Source organism: Noviherbaspirillum aridicola, assembly GCF_019656455.1.
Taxonomy (GTDB): domain Bacteria; phylum Pseudomonadota; class Gammaproteobacteria; order Burkholderiales; family Burkholderiaceae_D; genus Noviherbaspirillum; species Noviherbaspirillum aridicola.
Genome location: NZ_BPMK01000017.1, coordinates 21946 through 43545, shown reverse-complemented (window position 1 = coordinate 43545; position 21600 = coordinate 21946). Strand labels below are relative to the sequence as shown.

Sequence of the window (21600 nt, the reverse complement as noted above, 5' to 3'; positions counted from 1 at the left end):
AGCGATGCGCCCTTTTTGTTTGCCCCTCGCCGGACTGTCGGCGGCGCGACTGACGCCCCGGACCGACACTGGCTACAATATTCTTCCTGCCGACGACTACAACAACCATGACCCAACACCTGCAAGCAGAAGTCCGCGGCCGCCTCGGCCTGCTCACCCTCGATCGTCCCAAGGCACTCAACTCGCTGTCGCTCGACATGGTGCGCGCACTGACCGCGCAACTGCTTGCATGGCGGGAGGATGCGGCCGTGCATGCCGTCCTGATCCGCAGCAGCAGCGACCGCGCATTCTGCGCCGGCGGCGACATCCGCTTCTTCCATGACGCGGGCCGGGCGACGCCCGGCGGCGGCAGCACCCTGCTCGAGGATTTCTTTTCCGAGGAATACGCGCTCAATCACCTGATCCATTTCTACCCGAAGCCGTATATCGCGCTGATGGATGGCATCGTGATGGGGGGCGGCATGGGTGTCGCGCAGGCGGGTCCGGACAACCGGATGCGGGTCGTCACCGAGCGGACGAAGATGGCCATGCCGGAAGTGAATATCGGCCTGTTCCCGGACGTCGGCGGCAGCCACTTCCTGGCGCGCACGCCCGGCTGTGTCGGCGCCTATCTCGGCGTGACCGGCGAAACCATTTCGGCGGCCGACGCGCTGTACGCCGGCCTGGCCGATGTCTTCATCCCGGCGGCGGAGCTGGAAACGCTGATCGCGAGCCTCGCCGCCCATGAGGGACCGGACATGCGCGAAGCGGTCCGCGGCTTCGCCGCGCCCTTCCGCGACCAGTGCGATCCGGCCGGCAGCACGCTGAGCGCCGCGCATGAAACGATCGACCGCTGCTTCGGACATGACAATGTTCCGGCGATTCTCGCCGCGCTTGCCGCCGACAGCTCGCCCTTCGCGCAGAAGACGGCCGAGGTGATGCGCAAGCGATCGCCGCTGATGATGTGCGTGACGCTCGAGCAGCTTCGCCGCGGCGCCTCGATGAGCGTGGCGGAGTGCCTGCGGATGGAGCGCAACATGGTGCGCCGCAGCTTCGAATACGGCGAGGTGCTGGAAGGCATACGGGCCCTGGTGATCGACAAGGACAATGCGCCGCAATGGAATCCCGGCTCGCTGGAAGAAGTGGATGACGCGCGGGTGGCGGCATTTTTCGCGCCGCCCTGGCCGGATCATGCGCATCCGCTGCGCGACCTGGCCTAGTTCTGCGGCTCGTCGACCATGAACAGCCTGCGGTGCTCCCGCATGGCGTAGCGGTCCGTCATGCCGGCGATATAGTCGGCCACCTTGCGCGCCTGGCGCATCGTGTCGCCGCCGGGCAGCTGATAGTCAGGCGGCAGCAGCCGCGGCTCTTCCATGAAGGCGGCGAACAGTTCGCGCACGATGCGCCGCGCCTTGCTGGTCATGCGATTGACCTGATAGTGCTGGTAGAGATTGGCGCGCAGGAAGCGCTTGAGCTGCAGCGCTTCCTCGCTCATCCGCGCTGAAAACGCGATCAGCGGCGGCGCGCGGCGCACTTCGTCGATGTTCTTCGGCGCGTGGCCGGCGATGCGTTCCTGCGAGGCGGCGATCAGATCCATGATCAGCGCATTGATCATGCGGCGTATCGTTTCGTGGATGGCGCGGCGCCCGCCGATGCCCGGGTAGGCCTGCTCCACTTCCCGGCGATGCCGCGTCCAGAATCCGATCTCGTCGAGCTGCGCCGTGGTCAGCAGGCCGGAGCGCAGGCCGTCGTCGATGTCGTGGTTGTTGTAAGCGATCTCGTCGGCAAGATTGGCCAGCTGCGCTTCCAGTGAAGGCTGATGCTTGTCGATGATGCGCTGGCCGACATCGCCGAGCCTGCGCGCGTTCGCCAGCGAGCAATGCTTGAGGATGCCCTCGCGCGTCTCGAAGCTCAGGTTGAGGCCGTCGAAGGCGCCGTAATGCTCTTCCAGCTCGTCGACCACGCGCAGGCTCTGCAGATTGTGCTCGAAGCCGCCGTAGTCCTTCATGCAGTCGTTGAGCGCATCCTGCCCGGCATGGCCGAAGGGGGTATGGCCGAGATCGTGGGCCAGGGAGATGGCTTCCACCAGGTCTTCGTTCAGGTGCAGGTTGCGGGCGATGGAGCGCGCGATCTGCGCGACTTCGATGCTGTGCGTGAGGCGGGTGCGGAACAGGTCGCCCTCGTGATTGACGAAGACCTGGGTCTTGTATTCAAGCCGGCGGAAAGCGGTGGAATGGATGATGCGGTCGCGGTCGCGCTGAAATTCGCTGCGTGTCGGCGGCGCCGGTTCGGGGAAGCACCGCCCGCGCGATGCGGCCGATCGGGCAGCATAGGGGGCGAGATGCGCTTCGACGTCCATCACCGGGTGCAGGCGCTGATGGTGGCGTGCAGGGCTTCGGAAGGCACCGGCATGATGACGGTGGCGCCGAGCGGCCTGAGCAGGATGAACTTGATCTGGCCGCCCTCGTTCTTCTTGTCGACCTGCATCAGTTCGATCCAGCGCTCGAGACCGAGGTCGGGCGCCACCACGGGCAGGCCGGCGGCCTCGACCAGCCCGCGTATCCTGCGCGCGGCACCGGCCTCGATGAAACCCAGCCGCTGCGAGAGGTCGGCGGCCATGACCATGCCGCATCCGACGGCTTCGCCGTGCAGCCATTCGCCGTAGCCGAGGCCGGCCTCGATCGCGTGGCCGAAAGTGTGGCCGAAGTTGAGGATGGCGCGCAGGCCGCCCTCGCGCTCATCCTGGCGCACCACGTCGGCCTTGATCTCGCAGGACCGCTGCACCGCCCAGGCGAGCGCGGCGGGGTCGCGGCCGACGAGCCGCCCGATGTTGGCCTCGATCCAGTCGAAGAAGCCGGCATCGATGATGGCGCCATGCTTGATCACTTCGGCCAGGCCGGCGGCAAGCTCGCGCGCCGGCAGGGTGTCGAGCGTGGCGGTGTCGGCGATCACTGCCTGCGGCTGGTAGAAGGCGCCGATCATGTTCTTGCCGAGCGGGTGGTTGATGCCGGTCTTGCCGCCGACCGAGGAATCCACCTGCGCCAGCAGGGTGGTCGGCACCTGCACGAAAGGCACGCCGCGCATGTAGGTGGCGGCCGCGAACCCGGTGAGGTCGCCGATGACCCCGCCGCCGAGGGCGATCAGGGTCGTCTTGCGATCGCATTTCTCCCGCAGCAGCACGTCGTACACCTGCATCAGCGAGGCCCAGTTCTTTTCTTCCTCGCCGTCCGGCAGGACGATGGTGGTGACTTCCTTGCCGGCGGCGGCCAGGACCTGCGCGAGGCGCTCGAGGTAGAGCGGCGCCACCGTCGTGTTCGTGACGATGGCCGCGCGGCGTCCGACGTGGCGGGCAATCAGGTCAGGATCGGAAAGGAGCGACTGGCCGATGGTGATCGGATAGCTGCGCTCCCCGAGATCGACCTGCAGGGTGATCGGGGAAATGTGCTGCGTCATCTGGCAATCTGGGCTAGTCGCGCGGCTGGTTGGCGGAGCCTGCTTCCAGCTGGGCGACGATGGTATTGACCAGCAATTGTACGTTAGGACGGCCGGTTTCGACCACGAAGTGGGCGACTTCCTCGTAAAGCGGCTCGCGTTCCCGGGTCAGCTGTTCGAGCCGGGCACGCGGATCGGCGGTCTGCAGCAGCGGACGGTTCTTGTCGTGGGCCGTGCGGGCAAGGATGCTGGCGACGCTGGCGCGCAGGTAGATGACCGTTCCGCGTGCCTTGAGCAGCTCGCGATTTTCCGGCTTCAGAATGGCGCCGCCGCCGGTGGCGAGCACGATATTGCTGCGCGCAGTGAGGTCGCGGATGACCTCGGCCTCCCGGTGGCGGAAACTGGCCTCGCCCTCGATCTCGAAAATGAGCGGAATCGAGGCGCCGGTGCGGGCCTCGATCTCGTGATCCGAGTCGATGAAGGTCTTGTTGAGTCGCCGGGCGAGGGCACGGCCGATGGTGGTCTTGCCGGCCCCCATCAGGCCGACCAGGAATATGTTGTCTACCACGTCATCGCATCCTTCTTCCCTCGCCGGGCCGCGGCGCCCCTTATTGCAGCGCCACCTTGTTGTCGACGATCTTCGGCGTCAGGAAGATCAGCAGCTCGGTCTTGTCGTTGGTCACGCCGGTAGTCTTGAACAGGTTGCCCACTACCGGGATGTCGCCGAACAGCGGCACCTTGGTCACCGCATTGCGTTCGACCTGCTGGAAGATGCCGCCGATGACGACGGTTCCGCCATTATCGATCAGGACCTGGGTTTTGACATGCTTGGTGTCGATCGCGAAACCGGCGCGGGTCTCGGTACCGACGCTGTCCTTGCTGACGTCGACATCGAGGATCACGTTGCCGTCGGGCGTGATCTGCGGGGTGACTTCCAGCTTCAGATTTGCCTTGCGGAATGCAATGCTGGTGGCGCCGCTGCTGGTGGCCTGCTGGTAAGGCAGCTCGGTGCCCTGCTCGATCAGTGCCTTGAGCTGGTCGGCGGTGACCACGCGCGGGCTGGAGATGATCTTGCCCTTGCCGTCGGCTTCCAGTGCGGAGAGTTCCAGGCCGATGAACTTCGAGGCGGCGGCATTGAACAGCGTCAGCGCCAGCGAGCCGGGCGTGCTGCCGTTGATGCCGGGAGCCGGCAGATTGACCGCGTTGCCGTTGACCGTGCTGAGGGCCCGCGAATTCAGTCCGATGGCGGTGCCCGAACCGCCGGCGGCACTGACGGTGCCCGTTTGCTGACCGCTTGCCTCGAAGGTGCCGCTGTCGGGGTTTCCGCGGAAACCGAAGGCAAGCTTGGCGCCGAGATTGCGGCTGAACTTGTCGTCGGCTTCGACGATGCGCGCCTCGATCAGCACCTGGCGGCTGGCGATGTCGGTCTTCTGCACCAGCGCGCGGATTTCCTCCAGCTTGGACGGAATGTCGGTGACGAACAGCTGGTTGGTACGCGGATCGACCACGGCGCTGCCACGCTTGGTGAGGATGCTGCGTCCGCCGCTGCCGCCGCTGCCGCCCTCGATGCCGAAGATCTGCTTGAAGGCCTCGGCCTTCTGGTAGTTCAGCTGGAAGGTCTCGGTCTTGAGGGGTTCGAGCTCGGCGATCTGCGCGCGCTGTTCGAGTTCCAGCTTTTCCTTCGTCAGGAGTTCATCCTTGGGCGCGATCCACAGTACCGAGCCGTTCTTGCGCATGTCGAGGCCCTTGGCCTGCATCACGATGTCGAGCGCCTGGTCCCAGGGCACGTCCTTCAGGCGCAGGGTCAGGTTGCCGCTGACGGTGTCGCTGGTGATGATGTTGAGGCCGGTGAAATCGGCGATCACCTGCAGCACCGCGCGCACTTCCACGTTCTGGAAGTTCAGCGACAGGCGCTCGCCGCGATAGCCCTGGGTACCCTGGACGAGCTTGTTGGGATCTTCCTTGATCGGCTTGACCTCGACCACGAGCTGGGTGTCGCTCTGGTAGGCGCTGTGCTCCCACAGCCCGGTCGGCGAGATCACCATGCGGACGTTCTCGCCGCTCTGGGTGGTCACGATGTTCTGCACCGGGGTGCCGAAATCGGTGACGTCGAGGCGGCGGCGCAGGACTTCGGGCAGCGCGGTCTTATGGAAGTCGACCACGATGCTCTGTCCCTGCTGGCGCACGTCGACGGCGACATCCTTGTTCGGCAGATCCACGACCACGCGTCCTTCGCCGTTGCTGCCGCGTCGGAAGTCGATGTCGCGCAGGGCGGTGCGGGCGACGGGGGCGGAAGCGGCGCGCGCCGCTACCGGGACGCCTGCCGCGTTGACCGGCGTTGCGACCCCGCCGGAACCGTCGATGGTGACGACGACCACGTTGCCGTCGACGGCGGTTGCGTAGTTCAGCGGCTTGAGCAGGTTGAACACCAGCCGCGAGCGGTCGCCGGCCTGCACCACGTTCACATTGCGCACGTCACCCATTCCGATGTCGACCGCGGACTTGCCGGTCGCATTGGCGGTCGCGCCGAAATCGAGCGCGATGCGCGCCGGGCTGGTGACGGAGAAGCCGATCGGCGGCTTGGCCAGCTTGTCCTTGAGCGTGACCTTGACGACCACGTTGGAGCCCTGCTGGTTGGCCTGGATGGATTCGATGGCGTTTTCCTGGGCCGCGGCAAGTCCGCTCACGGCGAGGAGGCACAGGAGAGCGGAACGCGGCACCAGATGGGTGCATGCGCGCAGCGCCTGAAGGGAAAGATTCACTGCATTCATTGCTGGTTCTCCTGCAACTCTAACTTGGCCTTGCGTTCGGTCCACTCACCGGCCGCGTCCCGGACGACTTCCTTCAATTCCACTTCGGTTTCGGTGATGCGTGTGACGATGCCGAAATTCTGACCCACGTAATTGCCCACCTTGACCTGGTACACCGACTTGTCCACCTGCAGCAGCGCGTAGTTCAGCCCCGGCTTCTGCAGGGTGCCGACCATCTTGACGGTATCGAGCGGGAAGCTTTCCAGCACTTCGCGCCGGCGCTCCAGGTCGGGTTTGATCGGGCTGCTCGACTTGCCGGCAAGCTTGGCCAGGGCAACATCGAGCTTGGCCGGGCTGTACGGATCCGGCTGATCCTTGGCGTCGTAGGTGAAGGGCGTGAAGGTTTTCGGCGGCGAGATCTTCTCCACCTTGACCGGGGTCTGCCTGCGCACGTCGTCCATCCACTGCTTCACTTCCTGCACGCCGCCGTCGCCGCAGCCCTGCAGAACGCCGAGGAGGGCAAGCGGAAGCAGGCGTGCAATGCCGCGCGAGCTCGTCATTTCTTCGCTCCCTTCTTCGCGTTCTTGTCTTTCTTTGCCGCGGCCTTCTGCGCATCGACTTCTTCCTTGTCGAGGTAACGGAAGGTCTTGGCCACCGCTTCCAGCGTCAGGACGCCGTCCTTGCCGGACTGGAGGTTCATGTTGTTGAGCGTGACGATACGCGGCAGGTTGGCGATGTCGCTGGTGAAGGCGCCGACATCGTGATAGTTGCCGGTGACCTTGATGTCGATCGGCAGCTCGGCGTAGTAGTCCTTGACCACCACCTGGCCAGGCTTGAACAGCTCGAACTGCAGGCCGCGGCCGAGGCCCGCCTGGTTGATGTCCGACAGCAGCGCATCCATCTCTGCCTTGCTCGGCAGCTGCTTCTCGAGCGTGGCCACGTATTCGCCGACCTGCTCCTTCTGCTTGCGCAGCGCCGGCAGGTTGACCGCCTGCTGCAGCTTGCTCTTGTACTCGTCGCGCAGCTTGACTTCCTGCTGCTCGGCCGCCTCGAGCGCATCGATCTGGTCGCTCAGGTAGAAAAACCAGCCGAGCACGCCCACGCCGAGCACGACGCCGAGCGCACAGAGCATGCGCGGGATGAGCGGCCACTGCCCCGGGTGCCTGCCGTTGAGGCCCCTGAACTGGCTGGCGACCGACTCGCCGATGTTTTTCAGATCTGCCATGTTGGGTTCATCCTCACTGCGGTTTGGGCGAGGCCGCGGCGGCGTGCTGCTTGCCGTCCATCGCCGCCTCCTTGTCGCGAGGCCGCTTGATGCCGACGTTGACGGTGAAGGCGTACACCTTCTTCATGTCCTTGGCCTGGCCGACGGAGGCGGAGCGGATCTCCACCAGGTCGGGCCGCTCCAGCCAGGGCGAATTGTTGCCGAGGTTGCGCAGCAGTTCGGAGACGCGTTCGTTGGATTGCGCATAGCCGGTCAGCGCCACCCGCTGCCCCTCCTGCTTGAAGGAGCGCAGGTAGATACCCTCCGGCGTCTGCCTGACAAGCTCATCCATCAGGTAGACCGGCTGGTTGCGATCGCTCTGCAAGTCCTCGACCGCCTGCTGGCGCGCCTTGAGGGCATCGATTTCTTCCTTGAGCGAGGCGATTTCCTTGATCTCCGCGTCGAGCTTGACGTTCTCGGCGCGGATGAAGTCGTTGCGCTGGTTCTGGCCGGCGATCTGCGATGCGATGATGCCGCCCACGCCCACCACGATGGCGAGACCGCCGACGCCGGCAAGCGCCAGCAGCCGCACGAAGGCTTCCTTGCGGCGCTTGCGTTTCTCTTCCCGGTGCGGAAGCAGATTAATGCGTATCATCAGTCGAACCTCCGCATCGCCAGCCCGCATGCGACCAGAAAGGCGGGGGCTTCAGCGCGCAATTGCTTCTCGCGCAGGTTGGACCCCAGCTGCATGCCCTTGAAGGGGCTGACAACCGAGGTCGATATCTTGGTCCGCTCCGCCACCATCTCCACCAGCCCCGGAATATTGGCGCAACCGCCGGCGAGGAAGATCTGGTCGATGTGGGTGAACGGGGTGGAAGTGAAGAAGAACTGGATCGCGCGCGTGACTTCGAGCGCCGCGTTGTCGAGGAAGGGTTCGAGCAGCTCCTGCTGATAACCCTCGGGCAGATCGCCGGCGCGCTTCTTGGTCTCCGCTTCCTCGAACGTCATGCCGTAGGCGCGAACGATGTCCTGTGTCAGCTGGTTGCCGCCGAACGGCTGCTCGCGCTCATAGATCGTCTGGCCGTCCAGCAGCACCGAGACGTGGGTGGCCTGGGCGCCGATCTGGAACAGCGCCACGATCTGCCCCTGGCCGCCCTTGGGCAGCTGCGCCGTGACGCGGTCGATCGCGGCGCGGGCGGCATAGGATTCGATATCCATCACCAAAGGCTTGAGACCGGCGGCCTCGACCACCGCGACCCGGTCCTCGACCTTTTCCTTGCGGGTGGCGGCGATCAGCACTTCGACGTCGTCGGGCGAATTCGGCGCCAGGCCGATCACGTCGAAGTCCAGGCTGACTTCTTCCAGCGCGAACGGAATGTACTGGTTGGCCTCGCTCTCGACCTGGACTTCCAGTTCGTCCTCGGACAGGCCGGCGGGGAGCACGATTTTCTTGGTGATGACCGAGGCCGGCGGCATGCCGATCGCCACGTGGCGGGCGCGCGTGCCGCTCTTCTTGCAGACCCGGCGCACCGCCTCCGACACCTGCTCGATATTCTCGATGTTGCCGTCGACGACCGCGCCGCGCGGCAGCGGCTCGCTGGCAAAGCGCTCGAGGCGGTATTCGTTCTTGCCCGCATCCGCCAGCTCGACCAGCTTCACGCCCGAGGTGCTGATATCCAGGCCGATCAGAGGCGGATTTTTATTCCCGAGCAACAGTCCGAGATCAATGGCCAAGGGTTACTCCCCGAAAAAATGTGGAATATTGCGTGAACGCACGACTTCTTTACGTGTCGAATCTTCCGCCAACCTGAGGTTGCTGCGAAAAAGACATTACGAAACAAACATTTAGGTGTAATACATCCAAGGTTACATTAAATCCTAGCAACAAGTTTCCGCAGGTGTAAAGTAATTTCCGCTGAGTAACAGGGTAAGGCGTTGCCAATTGCCCACGCCGGAACCCGACGCCCTCGCCCAACCATACATAGGTAGCGGCCCGGCCCGCCGCTATAATTCAGCGACCCGAATCCCCTTCATCTCGCTCTCGCATGACCCGTCAAAACGCCGCCGGCGATACCCCAAAGAAGCCGCCCCGCCGGGCTTCCCTCTTCCTGCGCCTGTTTTTCGGCGCGGTGGCCGGCGTTTTCGGCCTCGCTCTCGCCGGCGTGCTGACGATTGCCTTCGCGCTGGCCCTGGCCTATCCCAACCTGCCCGCGCTCGACTCCCTGACCGATTACCGGCCCAAGATCCCGCTGCGCATCTTCTCGGCCGATAACGTGCTCATCGGGGAATTCGGCGAGGAGCGGCGCAATCTGGTGCGCATCAAGGACGTGCCGGACATCATGAAAAAGGCGGTGCTGGCGATCGAAGACGACCGCTTCTACGATCACAGCGGCGTCGATTACTTCGGCATCGCGCGCGCCGCGCTGCACAACCTGACCAGCAACACGCGCCAGGGCGCCTCCACCATCACCCAGCAGGTCGCGCGCAATTTCTTCCTGTCGTCGGAGCAGACCTTCAAGCGCAAGGTCTACGAAATCCTGCTCGCCTGGAAGATCGAACAGAACCTCAGCAAGGACCAGATCCTCGAGGTCTACATGAACCAGATCTATCTCGGCCAGCGGGCTTACGGTTTCGCCTCGGCCGCGCAGATCTATTTCGGCAAGAAGCTGTCCGACATCACCATCGCCGAAGCGGCGATGCTCGCCGGCCTGCCCAAGGCGCCTTCCGCCTACAATCCTGTCGCCAATCCCAAGCGCGCGCGGGCGCGCCAGCAGTACATCCTGGAGCGCATGGCGGGCCTCGGCTACATCACGCAGGACGAATACGAGCAGGCCAGGAATCAGGTGCTGAAGGTCAAGACCGACAGCAGCGAGTTCGGCATCCACGCCGAGTACGTTGCCGAGATGGTGCGGCAGATGGTCTATGAACAATTCAAGGAAGAGACCTATACGCGCGGCCTGAATGTCTACACCACGATCACCAAGGCCGACCAGGACGCCGCCTACCTCGCGCTGCGGCGCGGCGTGATGGACTACGAAAAGCGGCACGGCTACCGCGGCCCCGAGGGCTTCATGGAGATTCCGCAGTCCAAGGAAGACGCCGATACCGCGATCGAGCAGGAGCTGGCCGAGCACCCGGACAGCGACGATCTGGTGGCGGCCGTCGTGCTGCACGCGACGCCCAAGCTGGTGCGCGCCATGCTCTCCTCCGGCGAAGAGATCGAGATCACCGGCCCCGGCCTGTCGTTCGCCACCAATCTGCTGTCGGACAAGGCGCCGCCGGGCAAGCGCGTGCGGCGCGGGGCGATCATCCGCGTCACCCTGGAAAACAAGGTGTGGACGATCACGCAGATGCCGGAAGTGCAATCCGCCTTCGTGGCGGCCAACACCGAGGACGGCGCGATCCGGGCGCTGGTCGGCGGTTTCGATTTCAACCGCAACAAGTTCAATCACGTGACCCAGGCCTGGCGCCAGCCGGGCTCGTCATTCAAGCCCTTCATCTATTCCGCCGCGCTCGAAAAGGGCCTGTCGCCGGCGACCCTGATCGCCGATGCGCCGATCAGCTTCGATGCCGGCCAGACCGGCGGCCAGCCGTGGGAGCCGAAGAACTACGACGGCAAGTATGAAGGGCCGATGACGATGCGCAAGGGCCTGACCAAGTCGAAGAACATGGTCTCGATCCGCGTCCTGCACAAGATCGGCGCCAAGTACGGCCAGGAGTACGCGACCCGCTTCGGCTTCGAGGCCGACAAGAATCCGGCCTATCTGACGCTGGCGCTCGGTGCCGGCGCGGTCACGCCGCTGCAGGTCGCCGGAGGCTATGCCGTGTTCGCCAACGGCGGCTTCAGGATCAATCCGTACATCATCTCGCGCATCACCGATTCCAGCGGCCGGCTGCTGTCGCAGGTCACCCCCGAGCGGGCGGGCGACGAAGCCAACCGTGTGATCGATGCGCGCAACGCCTTCCTGATGGACAGCATGCTCAAGGATGTCGTCAAGTTCGGCACCGCCACGCGCGCGCTGGTGCTCAAGCGCTCCGACATCGCGGGCAAGACGGGCACCACCAACGATTCCTTCGACGCCTGGTTCGCCGGCTACACGCCGAAGCTCGTCGGCGTGGCATGGATGGGCTTCGACCAGCCGAAGAATCTCGGCAACAAGGAAACCGGCGGCGGTCTCGCGCTGCCGATCTGGATCAGCTACATGCAGAAGGCGCTCAAGGATGTGCCGATCGAGGAGCGGCCGATGCCGCCGGGCGTGATCCAGGTCGCGGGCGACTACTACTACGCGGAGAACCCGCCGGGCACCGGCGTGCGCAGCCTGGGACTCGGCGAACAGCCTGTCGTGGAGGAAGGCGCAAGGGACGAGGTGAAGAACGAACTGTTCTAAGCCGGTCGCCAGGAAAAATGCCGGGGCAACCCGGCATTTTTCATTTCGGCGCCTCGATCAGGACGGTCTCTCCGGCCTGCTCGCTCAGCATCCGCGACAACGCCGCATACAGTTCCGAGCCGTCGCGCGTGTTGACCCACCGGTCGCCCTCGCGGCGATAGTGAAAACCGCCGGAGCGCGCGGCCACCCACATTTCCTGCATCGGCGCCTGGCTGTTGACGATGATCTTCGAGCCGTTGTCGACCAGTTCTATCGTCAGCACATTGCCGCTGCGGCTGCACTCGACGTCCAGGTCCGAGGAGTCCGCGATGTGTTCCAGCGAGGCCTCGATCGAGGCCAGCGTACGCTCGGCCAGCGCCAGGAATTCCGATTCAGTCATGCTACACTCCCGTCAACTCTCAAAACCGTGATTCTAATCGTGAAGCCCGCTTTCCATCTCCCGCTGCTGACCGTGCTGATCTGCCTGCTGGCGGCGTGTGGACAGAAAGGGCCGCTTTACCTGCCGGCCAAGCCGGCGCCGGTCGCCAATCCCGGGCCGCGCGTATCACCGCCTCCCGCGCCTTCGACGCCGGAAGCCGCCGAGCCCGCCCCCGCCTCCCGCTAGTCGCTCATCGCCATGTCGCATTTCAGCTATAAGAACGGCGCGCTTCACGCCGAAAACCTCCCGCTTTCCGAAATCGCCCGCCAGTTCGGCTCGCCGACCTATGTGTACTCGAGGGCTGCGCTGGTGGAGAATTTCTCCGCCTATGCCGACGCCTGCCGCGCCAACGGCCGCGACGACAAGAGCGCGCTGGTCTGCTATTCGGTCAAGTCCAATTCCAACCTGGCGGTGCTGAACCTGCTCGGCAGCCTCGGCTCAGGCTTCGACATCGTGTCCGGCGGCGAACTGCTGCGCGTGATCGCGGCCGGCGGCGATCCGCGCAAGGTGATCTTTTCCGGCGTCGGCAAGTCGGCAGATGAAATGCGGCTGGCGCTGTCCCATGACATCCTGTGCTTCAACGTGGAGTCGACCGCCGAACTCAGGCGCCTGAATGAAGTGGCCGGCGAAATGGGCAAGCAGGCGCCGGTCTCGCTGCGGGTCAATCCCAACGTCGATGCCAAGACCCATCCCTACATCTCCACGGGCCTCAGGGAGAACAAGTTCGGCATCGCCTACGAGGAAGCGCTCGACGCCTACCGCACCGCCGCTGCCCTGCCGCACATCAGGGTGGCCGGCATCGACTGCCATATCGGCTCGCAGCTGCTCGACGACGCGCCGCTGCTCGAAGCGCTGGAGCGCCTGATCGAGCTGATCGACAGGCTGGAGAAGGAAGGCATCGTCATCCATCATCTCGATATCGGCGGCGGCATCGGCATCACCTACGACCAGGACAAGCCGGTCGCGGTGGGCGACTACCTGTCGCGGCTGTTCGCGCGCATCGACACATGGCGCCGGTTGAGCTACGCCGGCAAGCCGATCCAGGTGATGTTCGAGCCGGGCCGCTCCATCGTCGGCAATGCCGGCATCCTGCTGACCAGGGTGGAATACCTCAAGCACGGCGCGGCGAAGAACTTCGCGATCGTGGACGCGGCGATGAACGACCTGATGCGGCCGGCGATGTATGAAGCCTGGCACGGCGTGCAGCCGGTGCAGCAGCGCGCGGACGGCGCCAGGGTCTACGACATCGTCGGACCGGTGTGCGAATCGGGCGACTGGCTGGCCCGCGAGCGCAGCCTGGCGATCGAGCAGGGCGACCTGCTGGCGATCATGTCGGCCGGCGCCTACGGCATGACGATGTCGTCCAACTACAATACGCGAGGCCGTGCCGCGGAAGTCATGGTCGACGGCGACCGGGCGCACCTGATCCGCAAACGGGAAGACGCCGGCGCGCTGTTTGCGCTCGAATCGGTCCTGCCGCGGGGCTGACCCGCGTTATCCGGGCGCCGGCTGAGTCCGGCGCTTTTGCATTCTGGGCTGCAGCACCTGCCACCACAGCCGCATGCCGAGCAGCACCACCACCACCAGCCCCCAGACGATCGGCTGCTCGAAGTCGTTCTTGCCGGCCTTCATCCACCAGTAGTGCAGGATGCCGAGCGGCGCGATCAGGTAGACCAGGCGGTGCAGCCATTGCCAGCGCTTGCCGCCGAGGCGGCGCACCATGCCCTGCGTACTGGTGACGGCCAGCGGGATCAGCAGCACGAAGGCGACGAAGCCGACGGTGATGAACGGCCGCTTGACCACGTCCTTGAGCATGGCCTGCCAGTCGAAGAAATGGTCGAACCAGAGGAAGGTGGTGAAATGCAGGGCCGCGTAGAAGAAGGCGAACAGGCCGATCATGCGCCGCAGCCTGACCAGCCAGTTCCAGCCGGTCAGCCGCCGCAGCGGCGTCACCGCCAGTGCCAGGCAGAGCAGATAGAGCGTCCAGTCGCCGGTGTCGCGCGTGATGAACTCGATCGGATTGGCGCCGAGGCGGTCGGGGTCGACGAACGCAAACAGCACCAGTCGCGAAAACGGCAGCAGGGCCGCGATGAATAACAGCGACTTGATGACGGTCAGTTGCCTGGGGGTCGGATTGCGCATCGCTTCCACTCCATCTCCTGCCGGCCTCGCGCCGGCTCAGTAAAACTTCTTCAGATCCATTCCCGCATACAGGGAGCCGACGTCGTAGCCGTTGAACATCAGCGTCTTGCGCTTGCGCGTGAAGAAGCCGTCTTCACCGATCCGCCGCTCGGTGGCCTGGGACCAGCGCGGATGGTCGACTTCCGGGTTGACGTTGGAGTAGAACCCGTATTCCTGCGGCGCCGAAATATTCCACGCGGTCCTCGGCTGTTCGCGCACGAAGCGGATCTTCACGATGGATTTCGGCGACTTGAAGCCGTACTTCCAGGGCACCACGATGCGCACCGGCGCGCCGTTCTGCTTCGGCAGGACTTCGCCATACATGCCGAGCGTGAGCAGGGTCAGCGGGTGATTGGCTTCATCCAGCCGCAGGCCCTCCACGTACGGCCACTCCAGCACCGGGCTGCGCAGCCCCGGCATCTGCTTCCTGTCCGCCAGGGTCACGAATTCCACGTACTTGGCGTTGCCGTTGGGTTCGGCTTTCCTGATCAGTTCCGACAGCGGGTAGCCCACCCAGGGAATCACCATGGACCAGCCTTCCACGCATCTCAAGCGATATATACGCTCCTCGAGCGGCGCCAGTTTCAGCAGGCTGTCGATATCGAGCGTCAGCGGCTTTTTCACCTCGCCTTCGATCGCGACCGTCCACGGACGGGTCTGCAGGCTGCCGGCATGACGCGCGGGATCGTCCTTGTCGGTGCCGAATTCGTAGAAATTGTTGTAACCGGTCGCGTCCTTGTAATCGGTGGGCTTGTCCATGACCACGAAGGACGGATTCGGTTTCGCCGGCAGCTTCTGCGCGCCCGGCGACTGCGCGAATGCCTCGCGCAGGGCCATGTCGGCGAGCGCGCTGCCCGCGATGGAGCCGAGCGCAAGCTGGCGGATGAAACGGCGGCGCGACTCGAAAACTTCGCGGGGGGTGATTTCGGAACTGAACGGGATATCCATCCCGTTGGGCTGTCGCTTGATGAACATGGTCGCTCCCGGGCGTTGTCGATGATGCTTGGTCGGACTGTGCGCCGTAACCTTACAACAATTTCGACTGCCGCCCGCGAGCGCCGGTTCGCGTCAGAGGGCGCCGTAGGAATGCAGCCCGGAGAGGAACATGTTGACGCCGAGGAAGGCGAAGGTGGTGACCAGCAGGCCGACCAGCGCCCACCAGGCCGCCACCGCGCCGCGCAGGCCCTTCATCAGGCGCATGTGCAGCCAGGCCGCGTAGTTGAGCCAGACGATCAGGGCCCAGGTTTCCTTGGGGTCCCAGGACCAGTAGCCGCCCCAGGCCTCGGCCGCCCACAGCGCGCCGAGGATGGTGGCGATGGTGAAGAAGGCGAAGCCGACGGCGATGGCCTTGTACATCACGTCATCGAGCACTTCCAGCGCCGGCAGCCTGTCGGCCAGCACGCCTTTCGACTTGAGCAGCCAGGCGATCGCCACCATCGCCGCCAGCGCGAAGGTGCCGTAGCCGATGAAGTTGGCCGGCACGTGGATCTTCATCCACCAGCTCTGCAGTGCCGGCACGAGCGGCTGGATCGCGGCCGCCTCGCGGCTGACGGTGTACCAGAGCAGGAAGCCGACCGCGGCCGAGATCACCAGCATCACGAAGGCCCCGAGCTGCAGCGTCTGGTACTGCTGTTCGTAGTACAGGTAAAACAGCGCGGTGATCAGGCAGAACAGGATGAAGACTTCGTACAGGTTGGAGATCGGGATATGGCCGATGTCGGTGCCCAGCAGATACGACTCGTACCAGCGCACCAGCATGCCGGTGAAGCCGATCACCACCGCCGCCCAGCACAGCTTGCTGCCGACCGCGCCGCCGAATTGCGAGCGCATCGCCAGGCCGCCCCAGTAGAACAGCGTGGAGAGGAAGAACAGCGTGCTCATCCAGAGGATGGCCGACTGGCTCGACAGCGCGTACTTGAGGAAGAACTTGTTTTCGGCGGCATCGAGCGCGCCGCCGTACTGGGCGATCGCTGCCAGCGACAGCAGCGCCAGCAGCGCCATCAATCCGCGTATCGGCTTCCATTGCCAGCCGAGCCAGGCGAAAGTGGGTGCCGACAGCAGCAGGATGCCCTTCTCGTACACATCCATGTAATCGCCGAAGCGTTGCAGCGCGAACAGCGCGCCGGCCGCGAGCGCCAGGGCATACAGCCAGTCGAGGACGGAGAGGCGGCGGAAATATCCGGGTGGCGCGGTGTAGATCGGCGTGTCGATCGGCGCCCGGGGGTTCTGTGTCACATCCATGATTTGCTCCTTCAGGCCGGCTTCGCCAGCTGTGCTTTCAGCGATTCGAATTCCTTCTCGAAGTCCAGCGTGCGGCGCTGCGTGCTCAGCGCCATCAGCGCCTGCGAGCCGCCCTGCCCGTCCGGCTTCAGCCAGATCCAGAGCCGGCGCTCGCGAATGTAGAACATCGCAAACACGCCGAGCGTAAGGAACAGGCAGCCGAGGTAGACGATGTTCTTGCCCGGCGAACGCGTCACTTGCAGCACGGAAGCTTTGACTTCTTCGAATTCCTTCAGTTGCAGGAAGACCGGCGCGCCATAGAAGGCGGCGTCGGAGATTGCATTGGTGGCCAGTTGCAGGAAGCGCACGTTCTTTTCATTCTGCTCCGCCGGCCTGGCTCCCGCTTTTTCCCGCGCAGCTTGCCACAGCTCCCACATGCTGCCGTTCAGGATTTTCATGAAGATTTCGGCGGCTTTCTCCTGGTCCGATGCGGGCACCCGTTCGAGGAAGCGCGACACCGCCATATAGCCGGACTGGCTGCCATCGCCGGCGAAGATTTCGAGTCCACGCGCCGACGACTTCTGCAACTGGTCGCGCATGGCTTCGGCGTTCTCGCGATTGGCCGGCACCGCCTGCTGCGCATAGCGGTGCGAGGCCCGCTCGCGCAGGGCGGGATCGGCAAGCGCCGCGCGCAGGCGTATCCACTCCTCGACGCTGTCGTTCTCGTCAGCCGGAATGCGCAGGTAGCGGAAAGGCTCGCTCGGCGCGGCGCGCATCCCGGTCAGGAATACCCAGGCGCCTTCCAGCTGCACCGGCTGCATGTAGTTGTGATATTCGCGCGCCTGGCCGGTCTTGTCGCGCAGCTTGTATTGCACGCTCGGGCCGACGTTCTTCAGATCCTTGTTGGCATCGGGCCTGGCTGCCGAACCGAGCTGCTTGCCCAGTCCCGCGGTCACCTTTTCATTGAAGCTCTGGTTGGGATTCACCGCGCGCACGTCCTGGCCCGCCTCGGCCATGTTCTCGACATTGAACACCTTGAAGCCGGACCATTCGATCGTGTACTCGTTGCCGCTGCTGCTGCCCAGCTGGGTGCTGCCGTTGACCTCGCCTTCGACCGGAAAGGGCTCGGACAGCACACCGGTCATCGGATAGGCGGCCAGCCTGAGCTTGCTGCCGCCGTCGTCGAAGCTGGACTGATAGACGGCCACGCCCTTGTAGATCAGCGGCTCGTTGACCTTGATGGTGGCGGGGAAGGTCTTGCCCGCCTCGCGGTCGTGAACGACCACTTCGCTGGCAAACAGCTTGGGCATGCCGGTGGAGTAGAAATCGACGATGAAGCGCTTGAGCTCGATCGCGAACGGCAGCTCCTGGATGTACACGCCGCCCTGCTGCGGGATCACCGCGGTGGTGGTGGTCGCGCCCTCGGGGATGAAGGCATTGGCGCGGAAGCTGGGATTGCCCAGCCCGAGCCGGTGCTGAGGCGCGATGTCGGCGATCGCGCCGGTACCGGCGAATGGCGTCTTCCCGCCGAACCATTGCTGAAAGCGGATCGGCAGGTCGGAGTCGAGCAGTCCGCCCAGGCAGATGATGACGATGGCGCTGTGGGCGAAGATATAGCCCCACTTGTTGGCCGCGCCGCGCCTGGCGCTGATCAGCACCGCGTCGTCCTTCTCGATCACTTTCAGCTTGTAGCCGCTGCCGGCCACACGCTGCGCGAGCGAGCGGGCGTTGTCCCGCAGCGGCAGCCCGCTCGCCCATTCCGCCTTGTGCGGAAAATTGCGCAGCGACTGCTCGCGCACATTCTCGCGCCAGCTGCGCATGTCGCGCAGCATCTTGGGGGTATTGCGCACGATGCACAGCGTGGTCGAGACCACCAGGAAGGCCATGATGAGCAGAAACCACCATGCCGAGTACACCGTGTACAGGTTGAGCTTGTCGAACACCGCGAACCAGAACGGCCCGAACTGGTTGACGTAATTGGGCATCGGCTCGTTCTGCTTGAGTACGGTGCCGATGACGGAAGCGATCGCGATCAGCGTCAGCAGGCTGATCGCGAAACGCATCGAGGAAACCAGTTCCACCAGGTCGGCGACCCAGCGGCGCCGGGTGTGCAGGTGGAGTCCGGAAGTAGGAGTGCTCATCTGTTTGCCCAAAAGAGAAAGGGGTGGCATCTGCCACCCCCTCCCTGTTCTTGTGTTGCTTTGTCTGATTTACCTCAGGCCGGCCACATAGTCTGCCACAGCCTGGATTTCCTCGTCCGACATGCGCTTGGCGATGGTGGTCATCTGCGCGCTGTTCTTGCGGGTGCCGGCGCGGAAGCTGGTCAGCTGGGCCACCGTGTAATCCTGGTGCTGGCCCGCAAGACGCGCGAACTGGGCGGGCATGCCGCCGCCGCTGGCGCCGTGGCAGGCCGCGCAGGCCGGGACCTTCTTGTCGGCGATGCCGGCACGGTAGATCTTCTTGCCGAGCTCGATGGTTTCGCGGTTCTTGGCCGCGTTGGGCTTGGATGCCTGGCGGTCGAGGTAGGCGGAGACGTTCCTGATGTCTTCATCCGACATGGCCTTGGCGATCGGGCTCATGACCGGGTTGTTGCGGTTCGGGCTCTTGAAGTCGTTCAGCTGCTTGGCGATGTATTCGGCGTGCTGCGCGGCGAGCTTGGGGTTCTGAACGATGGTGGAATTGCCGGCGGCGCCGTGGCAGCCGACGCAGGCCATGATGTTGCGCGAGGCATCCCCGCTGGTGTACAGCTGTTCGCCCTTGGCCGGATCGGCAGCCGGTGCTTTTTTCTCTTCTGCGGCGGTTGCCACGGAGGACACCGCCATCAGCGCGACAAACAAGGACTTCACAAACGGGGAAAACACACGGTTCATTCAAACACCCTGGGGACTTGATTTTAAGATTCTTGCCTCGGTGGCGTGGGCGCAGCCAGTCTGCGCTGTCGGCTCCCTGACGCACTCTGTGCGCTTGTTGCTCGTCGTCGTGCGCCGCATTCGTACCTCATTTGTACCTTCGCAGCAGCGCGATGCACATAACCTCTTATTGTACAATAGGTTCTTGTCGTTTTTCCCTCCCTTGCAGCAATTTCTCGCCCGCCCATGTCCCTCCTCTGGCAAGCCCGCTTTTTCACCACGGTGAACCACCTTCGCGATTTGCCAAAGCTGCAAGTCCCGGAAATCGCTTTCGCCGGCCGCTCCAACGCCGGCAAGTCGACCGCGATCAACATCCTGTGCAACCAGAAGCGGCTCGCGTTCGCCTCCAAGACGCCCGGACGCACGCAGCACATCAATTATTTCTCGATAGGCGGCGCGCACGTCGCCCAGCACCGCAAGGATCCGACCCGCGTCGACGAGATCCGCGCGCTGCTGGTCGACCTGCCGGGCTACGGCTATGCCGAAGTGCCGGGCCAGGCCAAGGCCCACTGGAACGAACTGCTCGGGACCTATGTCCAGACACGCGAGCAGCTCGCCGGACTGGTGCTGATCATGGATGCGCGGCGGCCGTTCACCGACCTCGACGTGCAGATGCTGGAGTGGTTCGCGCCCAGCGGCAAGCCGGTGCACTGCCTGCTGACCAAGGCCGACAAGCTCACCCGCAGCGAATCGGTCAACGCGCTGCGGCAGACGCACACGGTGCTGTCGAGCTACGTGGATGAACAGGGCCAGCCCTTCCCGTTCACGGCACAGCTGTTTTCCGCGCTGAAAAGGGTGGGCCTGGAAGAAGCGGATGCCCGGATTCTCGAACTGCTCGGGCTGAACGCGGAAAAGACCGCGGCCGCAGAATGAAAATCGTCCGGGCAAAAAAAACCCTGGAGAAAGGGGAAGATCTCCAGGGTAGTAACGCCTTATCGCTAATGCCACGATAGGCCCCGCTCAGGGAGGAGAAGCGGGAGGTGAATAAATCACCTGCCGATAAGATAGGACTCCGCCAGAAAAGTTTCAGGGTTTCGTACAAACTTCACCATTCCTTTTTTTCCAGCAGATACGCCATGCCGACCAATCCGTATGCCCAGCAGTTTCCCGCAACCCGCATGCGCCGCATGCGCCGGGACGCGTTCTCGCGCGCGATGATGCGCGAGCATGTAGTGACCAGCGCCGACCTGATCTATCCCGTGTTTATTCTCGATGGCAAAAACCAGCGCCAGCAGGTGGCCTCGATGCCGGGCGTGGAGCGTCTCTCGGTCGACCAGCTGCTGCCGGTGGCGGAAGACTGCGTGGCCCTCGGCATTCCGGTGCTGGCCCTGTTCCCGGTCATCGATCCCTCGCTCAAGACGCCCGACGGCCTCGAGGCGACCAATGCGGAAGGCCTGGTGCCGCGCGCGGTCCGCGAGCTGAAGCAGCGCTTTCCCGAACTCGGCATCCTCACCGATGTGGCGCTTGATCCCTATACCAGCCACGGCCAGGACGGCGTCATCAATGAGCAGGGTTATGTGCTCAACGACGAGACCTGCGAGATCCTGGTGAAGCAGGCGCTGGTGCAGTCGGACGCGGGCGTGGACATCGTCGCGCCGTCGGACATGATGGACGGCCGCATCGGCGCCATCCGCTCGGCGCTCGAAGACCAGAATCACATCCACACCCGCATCATGGCCTACTCGGCCAAGTACGCGTCGGCCTTCTACGGCCCCTTCCGCGATGCGGTGGGCTCGGCTGCCAATCTCGGCAAGGGCAGCAAGGCGACTTATCAGATGGACCCCGCCAACAGCGACGAGGCGCTGCGCGAAGTCGCGCACGACCTGGCCGAAGGCGCGGACATGGTGATGGTCAAGCCGGGCATGCCCTATCTCGACATCGTGCGCCGCGTGAAGGACGAGTTCCGGGTGCCGACCTTCGCCTACCAGGTCAGCGGCGAATACGCGATGATCAAGGCAGCCGCGCAGAACGGCTGGCTCGACCACGACAAGACGATGATGGAGGCCATGCTGGCCTTCAAGCGCGCCGGCGCCGACGGCGTGCTGACCTATTTCGCGCGCGACATCGCGCGCCTGCTGCGCCAGGGCTGACCCGCCCGTCACGGCAAGGCGGGCCGGCC

18 protein-coding genes and 1 pseudogene are annotated in these 21600 nt (G+C 64.4%); 6 read left to right on the top strand and 13 right to left on the bottom strand.

Features of this window, described 5'->3' with window-relative positions; translation table 11 throughout:
• Window positions 1-107 precede the first annotated feature (107 nt).
• Window positions 108-1199 (top strand): enoyl-CoA hydratase/isomerase family protein, encoded by a 1092-nt coding sequence (locus NCCP691_RS17505; RefSeq protein WP_220809851.1) that lies wholly within the window; start codon window positions 108-110, stop codon window positions 1197-1199.
• Here NCCP691_RS17505 and NCCP691_RS17500 read toward each other — a convergent pair.
• The 7 genes and pseudogenes from NCCP691_RS17500 to NCCP691_RS17470 form a co-directional block, all read right to left on the bottom strand.
• On the bottom strand, window positions 1196-2338 hold the full coding sequence (locus tag NCCP691_RS17500; protein ID WP_220809850.1) for a deoxyguanosinetriphosphate triphosphohydrolase: 1143 nt from the start codon (window positions 2336-2338) through the stop codon (window positions 1196-1198). The genes NCCP691_RS17505 and NCCP691_RS17500 overlap by 4 nt on opposite strands.
• Window positions 2338-3979, bottom strand: a pseudogene (aroKB, locus tag NCCP691_RS17495) (bifunctional shikimate kinase/3-dehydroquinate synthase AroKB). Before aroKB ends, NCCP691_RS17500 begins: the two are co-directional and overlap by 1 nt.
• 40 nt (window positions 3980-4019) lie before the next feature.
• Window positions 4020-6182, bottom strand: coding sequence for a type IV pilus secretin PilQ (locus NCCP691_RS17490; protein WP_220809849.1), 2163 nt, complete (start codon window positions 6180-6182; stop codon window positions 4020-4022).
• On the bottom strand, window positions 6179-6721 hold the full coding sequence (locus tag NCCP691_RS17485; RefSeq protein WP_220809848.1) for a pilus assembly protein PilP: 543 nt from the start codon (window positions 6719-6721) through the stop codon (window positions 6179-6181). The genes NCCP691_RS17490 and NCCP691_RS17485 overlap by 4 nt, the downstream gene beginning before the upstream one ends.
• The gene (locus NCCP691_RS17480) at window positions 6718-7386 is read right to left on the bottom strand and encodes a type IV pilus inner membrane component PilO (RefSeq protein WP_220809847.1); all 669 of its coding nucleotides are present in this window, start codon (window positions 7384-7386) and stop codon (window positions 6718-6720) included. The genes NCCP691_RS17485 and NCCP691_RS17480 overlap by 4 nt, the downstream gene beginning before the upstream one ends.
• A gap of 13 nt (window positions 7387-7399) precedes the next feature.
• Window positions 7400-8020 carry a PilN domain-containing protein gene (locus NCCP691_RS17475; protein ID WP_220809846.1) on the bottom strand — a complete coding sequence of 207 codons (621 nt, stop codon included), beginning with the start codon at window positions 8018-8020 and terminating at the stop codon, window positions 7400-7402.
• Window positions 8020-9099 carry a pilus assembly protein PilM gene (locus tag NCCP691_RS17470; protein ID WP_220809845.1) on the bottom strand — a complete coding sequence of 360 codons (1080 nt, stop codon included), beginning with the start codon at window positions 9097-9099 and terminating at the stop codon, window positions 8020-8022. Before NCCP691_RS17470 ends, NCCP691_RS17475 begins: the two co-directional genes overlap by 1 nt.
• A gap of 311 nt (window positions 9100-9410) precedes the next feature.
• Here NCCP691_RS17470 and NCCP691_RS17465 point away from each other — a divergent pair, with 311 nt between their 5' ends.
• Window positions 9411-11753, top strand: a complete 2343-nt coding sequence (locus NCCP691_RS17465) for a penicillin-binding protein 1A (RefSeq protein ID WP_220809844.1) — start codon at window positions 9411-9413, stop codon at window positions 11751-11753.
• A gap of 40 nt (window positions 11754-11793) precedes the next feature.
• On the opposite strand, the gene cyaY is transcribed toward NCCP691_RS17465, so the two are convergent.
• Window positions 11794-12132 carry an iron donor protein CyaY gene (gene cyaY / locus NCCP691_RS17460; protein ID WP_220809843.1) on the bottom strand — a complete coding sequence of 113 codons (339 nt, stop codon included), beginning with the start codon at window positions 12130-12132 and terminating at the stop codon, window positions 11794-11796.
• Between the two features lie 39 nt (window positions 12133-12171).
• On the opposite strand from cyaY, the gene lptM reads away from it, so the two are divergent.
• Window positions 12172-12357: an LPS translocon maturation chaperone LptM gene (gene lptM / locus NCCP691_RS17455; RefSeq protein WP_220809842.1), complete on the top strand. Its 186-nt coding sequence runs from the start codon at window positions 12172-12174 to the stop codon at window positions 12355-12357.
• A gap of 12 nt (window positions 12358-12369) precedes the next feature.
• A complete protein-coding gene (gene lysA / locus NCCP691_RS17450; protein ID WP_220809841.1) occupies window positions 12370-13659 on the top strand; it encodes a diaminopimelate decarboxylase in 1290 nt (429 codons plus the stop codon).
• 6 nt (window positions 13660-13665) lie between these two features.
• On the opposite strand, the gene msrQ is transcribed toward lysA, so the two are convergent.
• From msrQ to NCCP691_RS17425, 5 genes are all read right to left on the bottom strand, one after another.
• Window positions 13666-14313, bottom strand: a complete 648-nt coding sequence (gene msrQ, locus NCCP691_RS17445) for a protein-methionine-sulfoxide reductase heme-binding subunit MsrQ (RefSeq protein ID WP_220809934.1) — start codon at window positions 14311-14313, stop codon at window positions 13666-13668.
• 36 nt (window positions 14314-14349) lie between these two features.
• Window positions 14350-15327 (bottom strand): protein-methionine-sulfoxide reductase catalytic subunit MsrP, encoded by a 978-nt coding sequence (msrP, locus tag NCCP691_RS17440; RefSeq protein ID WP_220809840.1) that lies wholly within the window; start codon window positions 15325-15327, stop codon window positions 14350-14352.
• 93 nt (window positions 15328-15420) lie between these two features.
• The gene (ccsB, locus tag NCCP691_RS17435; RefSeq protein WP_220809839.1) at window positions 15421-16593 is read right to left on the bottom strand and encodes a c-type cytochrome biogenesis protein CcsB; all 1173 of its coding nucleotides are present in this window, start codon (window positions 16591-16593) and stop codon (window positions 15421-15423) included.
• Window positions 16594-16604: 11 nt separating this feature from the next.
• Window positions 16605-18713: a cytochrome c biogenesis protein ResB gene (locus tag NCCP691_RS17430; protein WP_220809838.1), complete on the bottom strand. Its 2109-nt coding sequence runs from the start codon at window positions 18711-18713 to the stop codon at window positions 16605-16607.
• A 69-nt stretch (window positions 18714-18782) separates the two neighbouring features.
• Entirely contained in the window at window positions 18783-19442 is a 660-nt protein-coding gene (locus tag NCCP691_RS17425; protein WP_220809837.1) for a c-type cytochrome, read from the bottom strand.
• Window positions 19443-19667: 225 nt separating this feature from the next.
• Between NCCP691_RS17425 and yihA the strand changes: the two genes are divergently transcribed.
• Complete coding sequence (yihA, locus tag NCCP691_RS17420) at window positions 19668-20354, top strand: ribosome biogenesis GTP-binding protein YihA/YsxC (protein ID WP_220809836.1); 687 nt, start codon at window positions 19668-19670, stop codon at window positions 20352-20354.
• Between the two features lie 203 nt (window positions 20355-20557).
• A complete protein-coding gene (gene hemB, locus NCCP691_RS17415) occupies window positions 20558-21571 on the top strand; it encodes a porphobilinogen synthase (RefSeq protein WP_220809835.1) in 1014 nt (337 codons plus the stop codon).
• The last annotated feature ends 29 nt before the right edge of the window (window positions 21572-21600 follow it).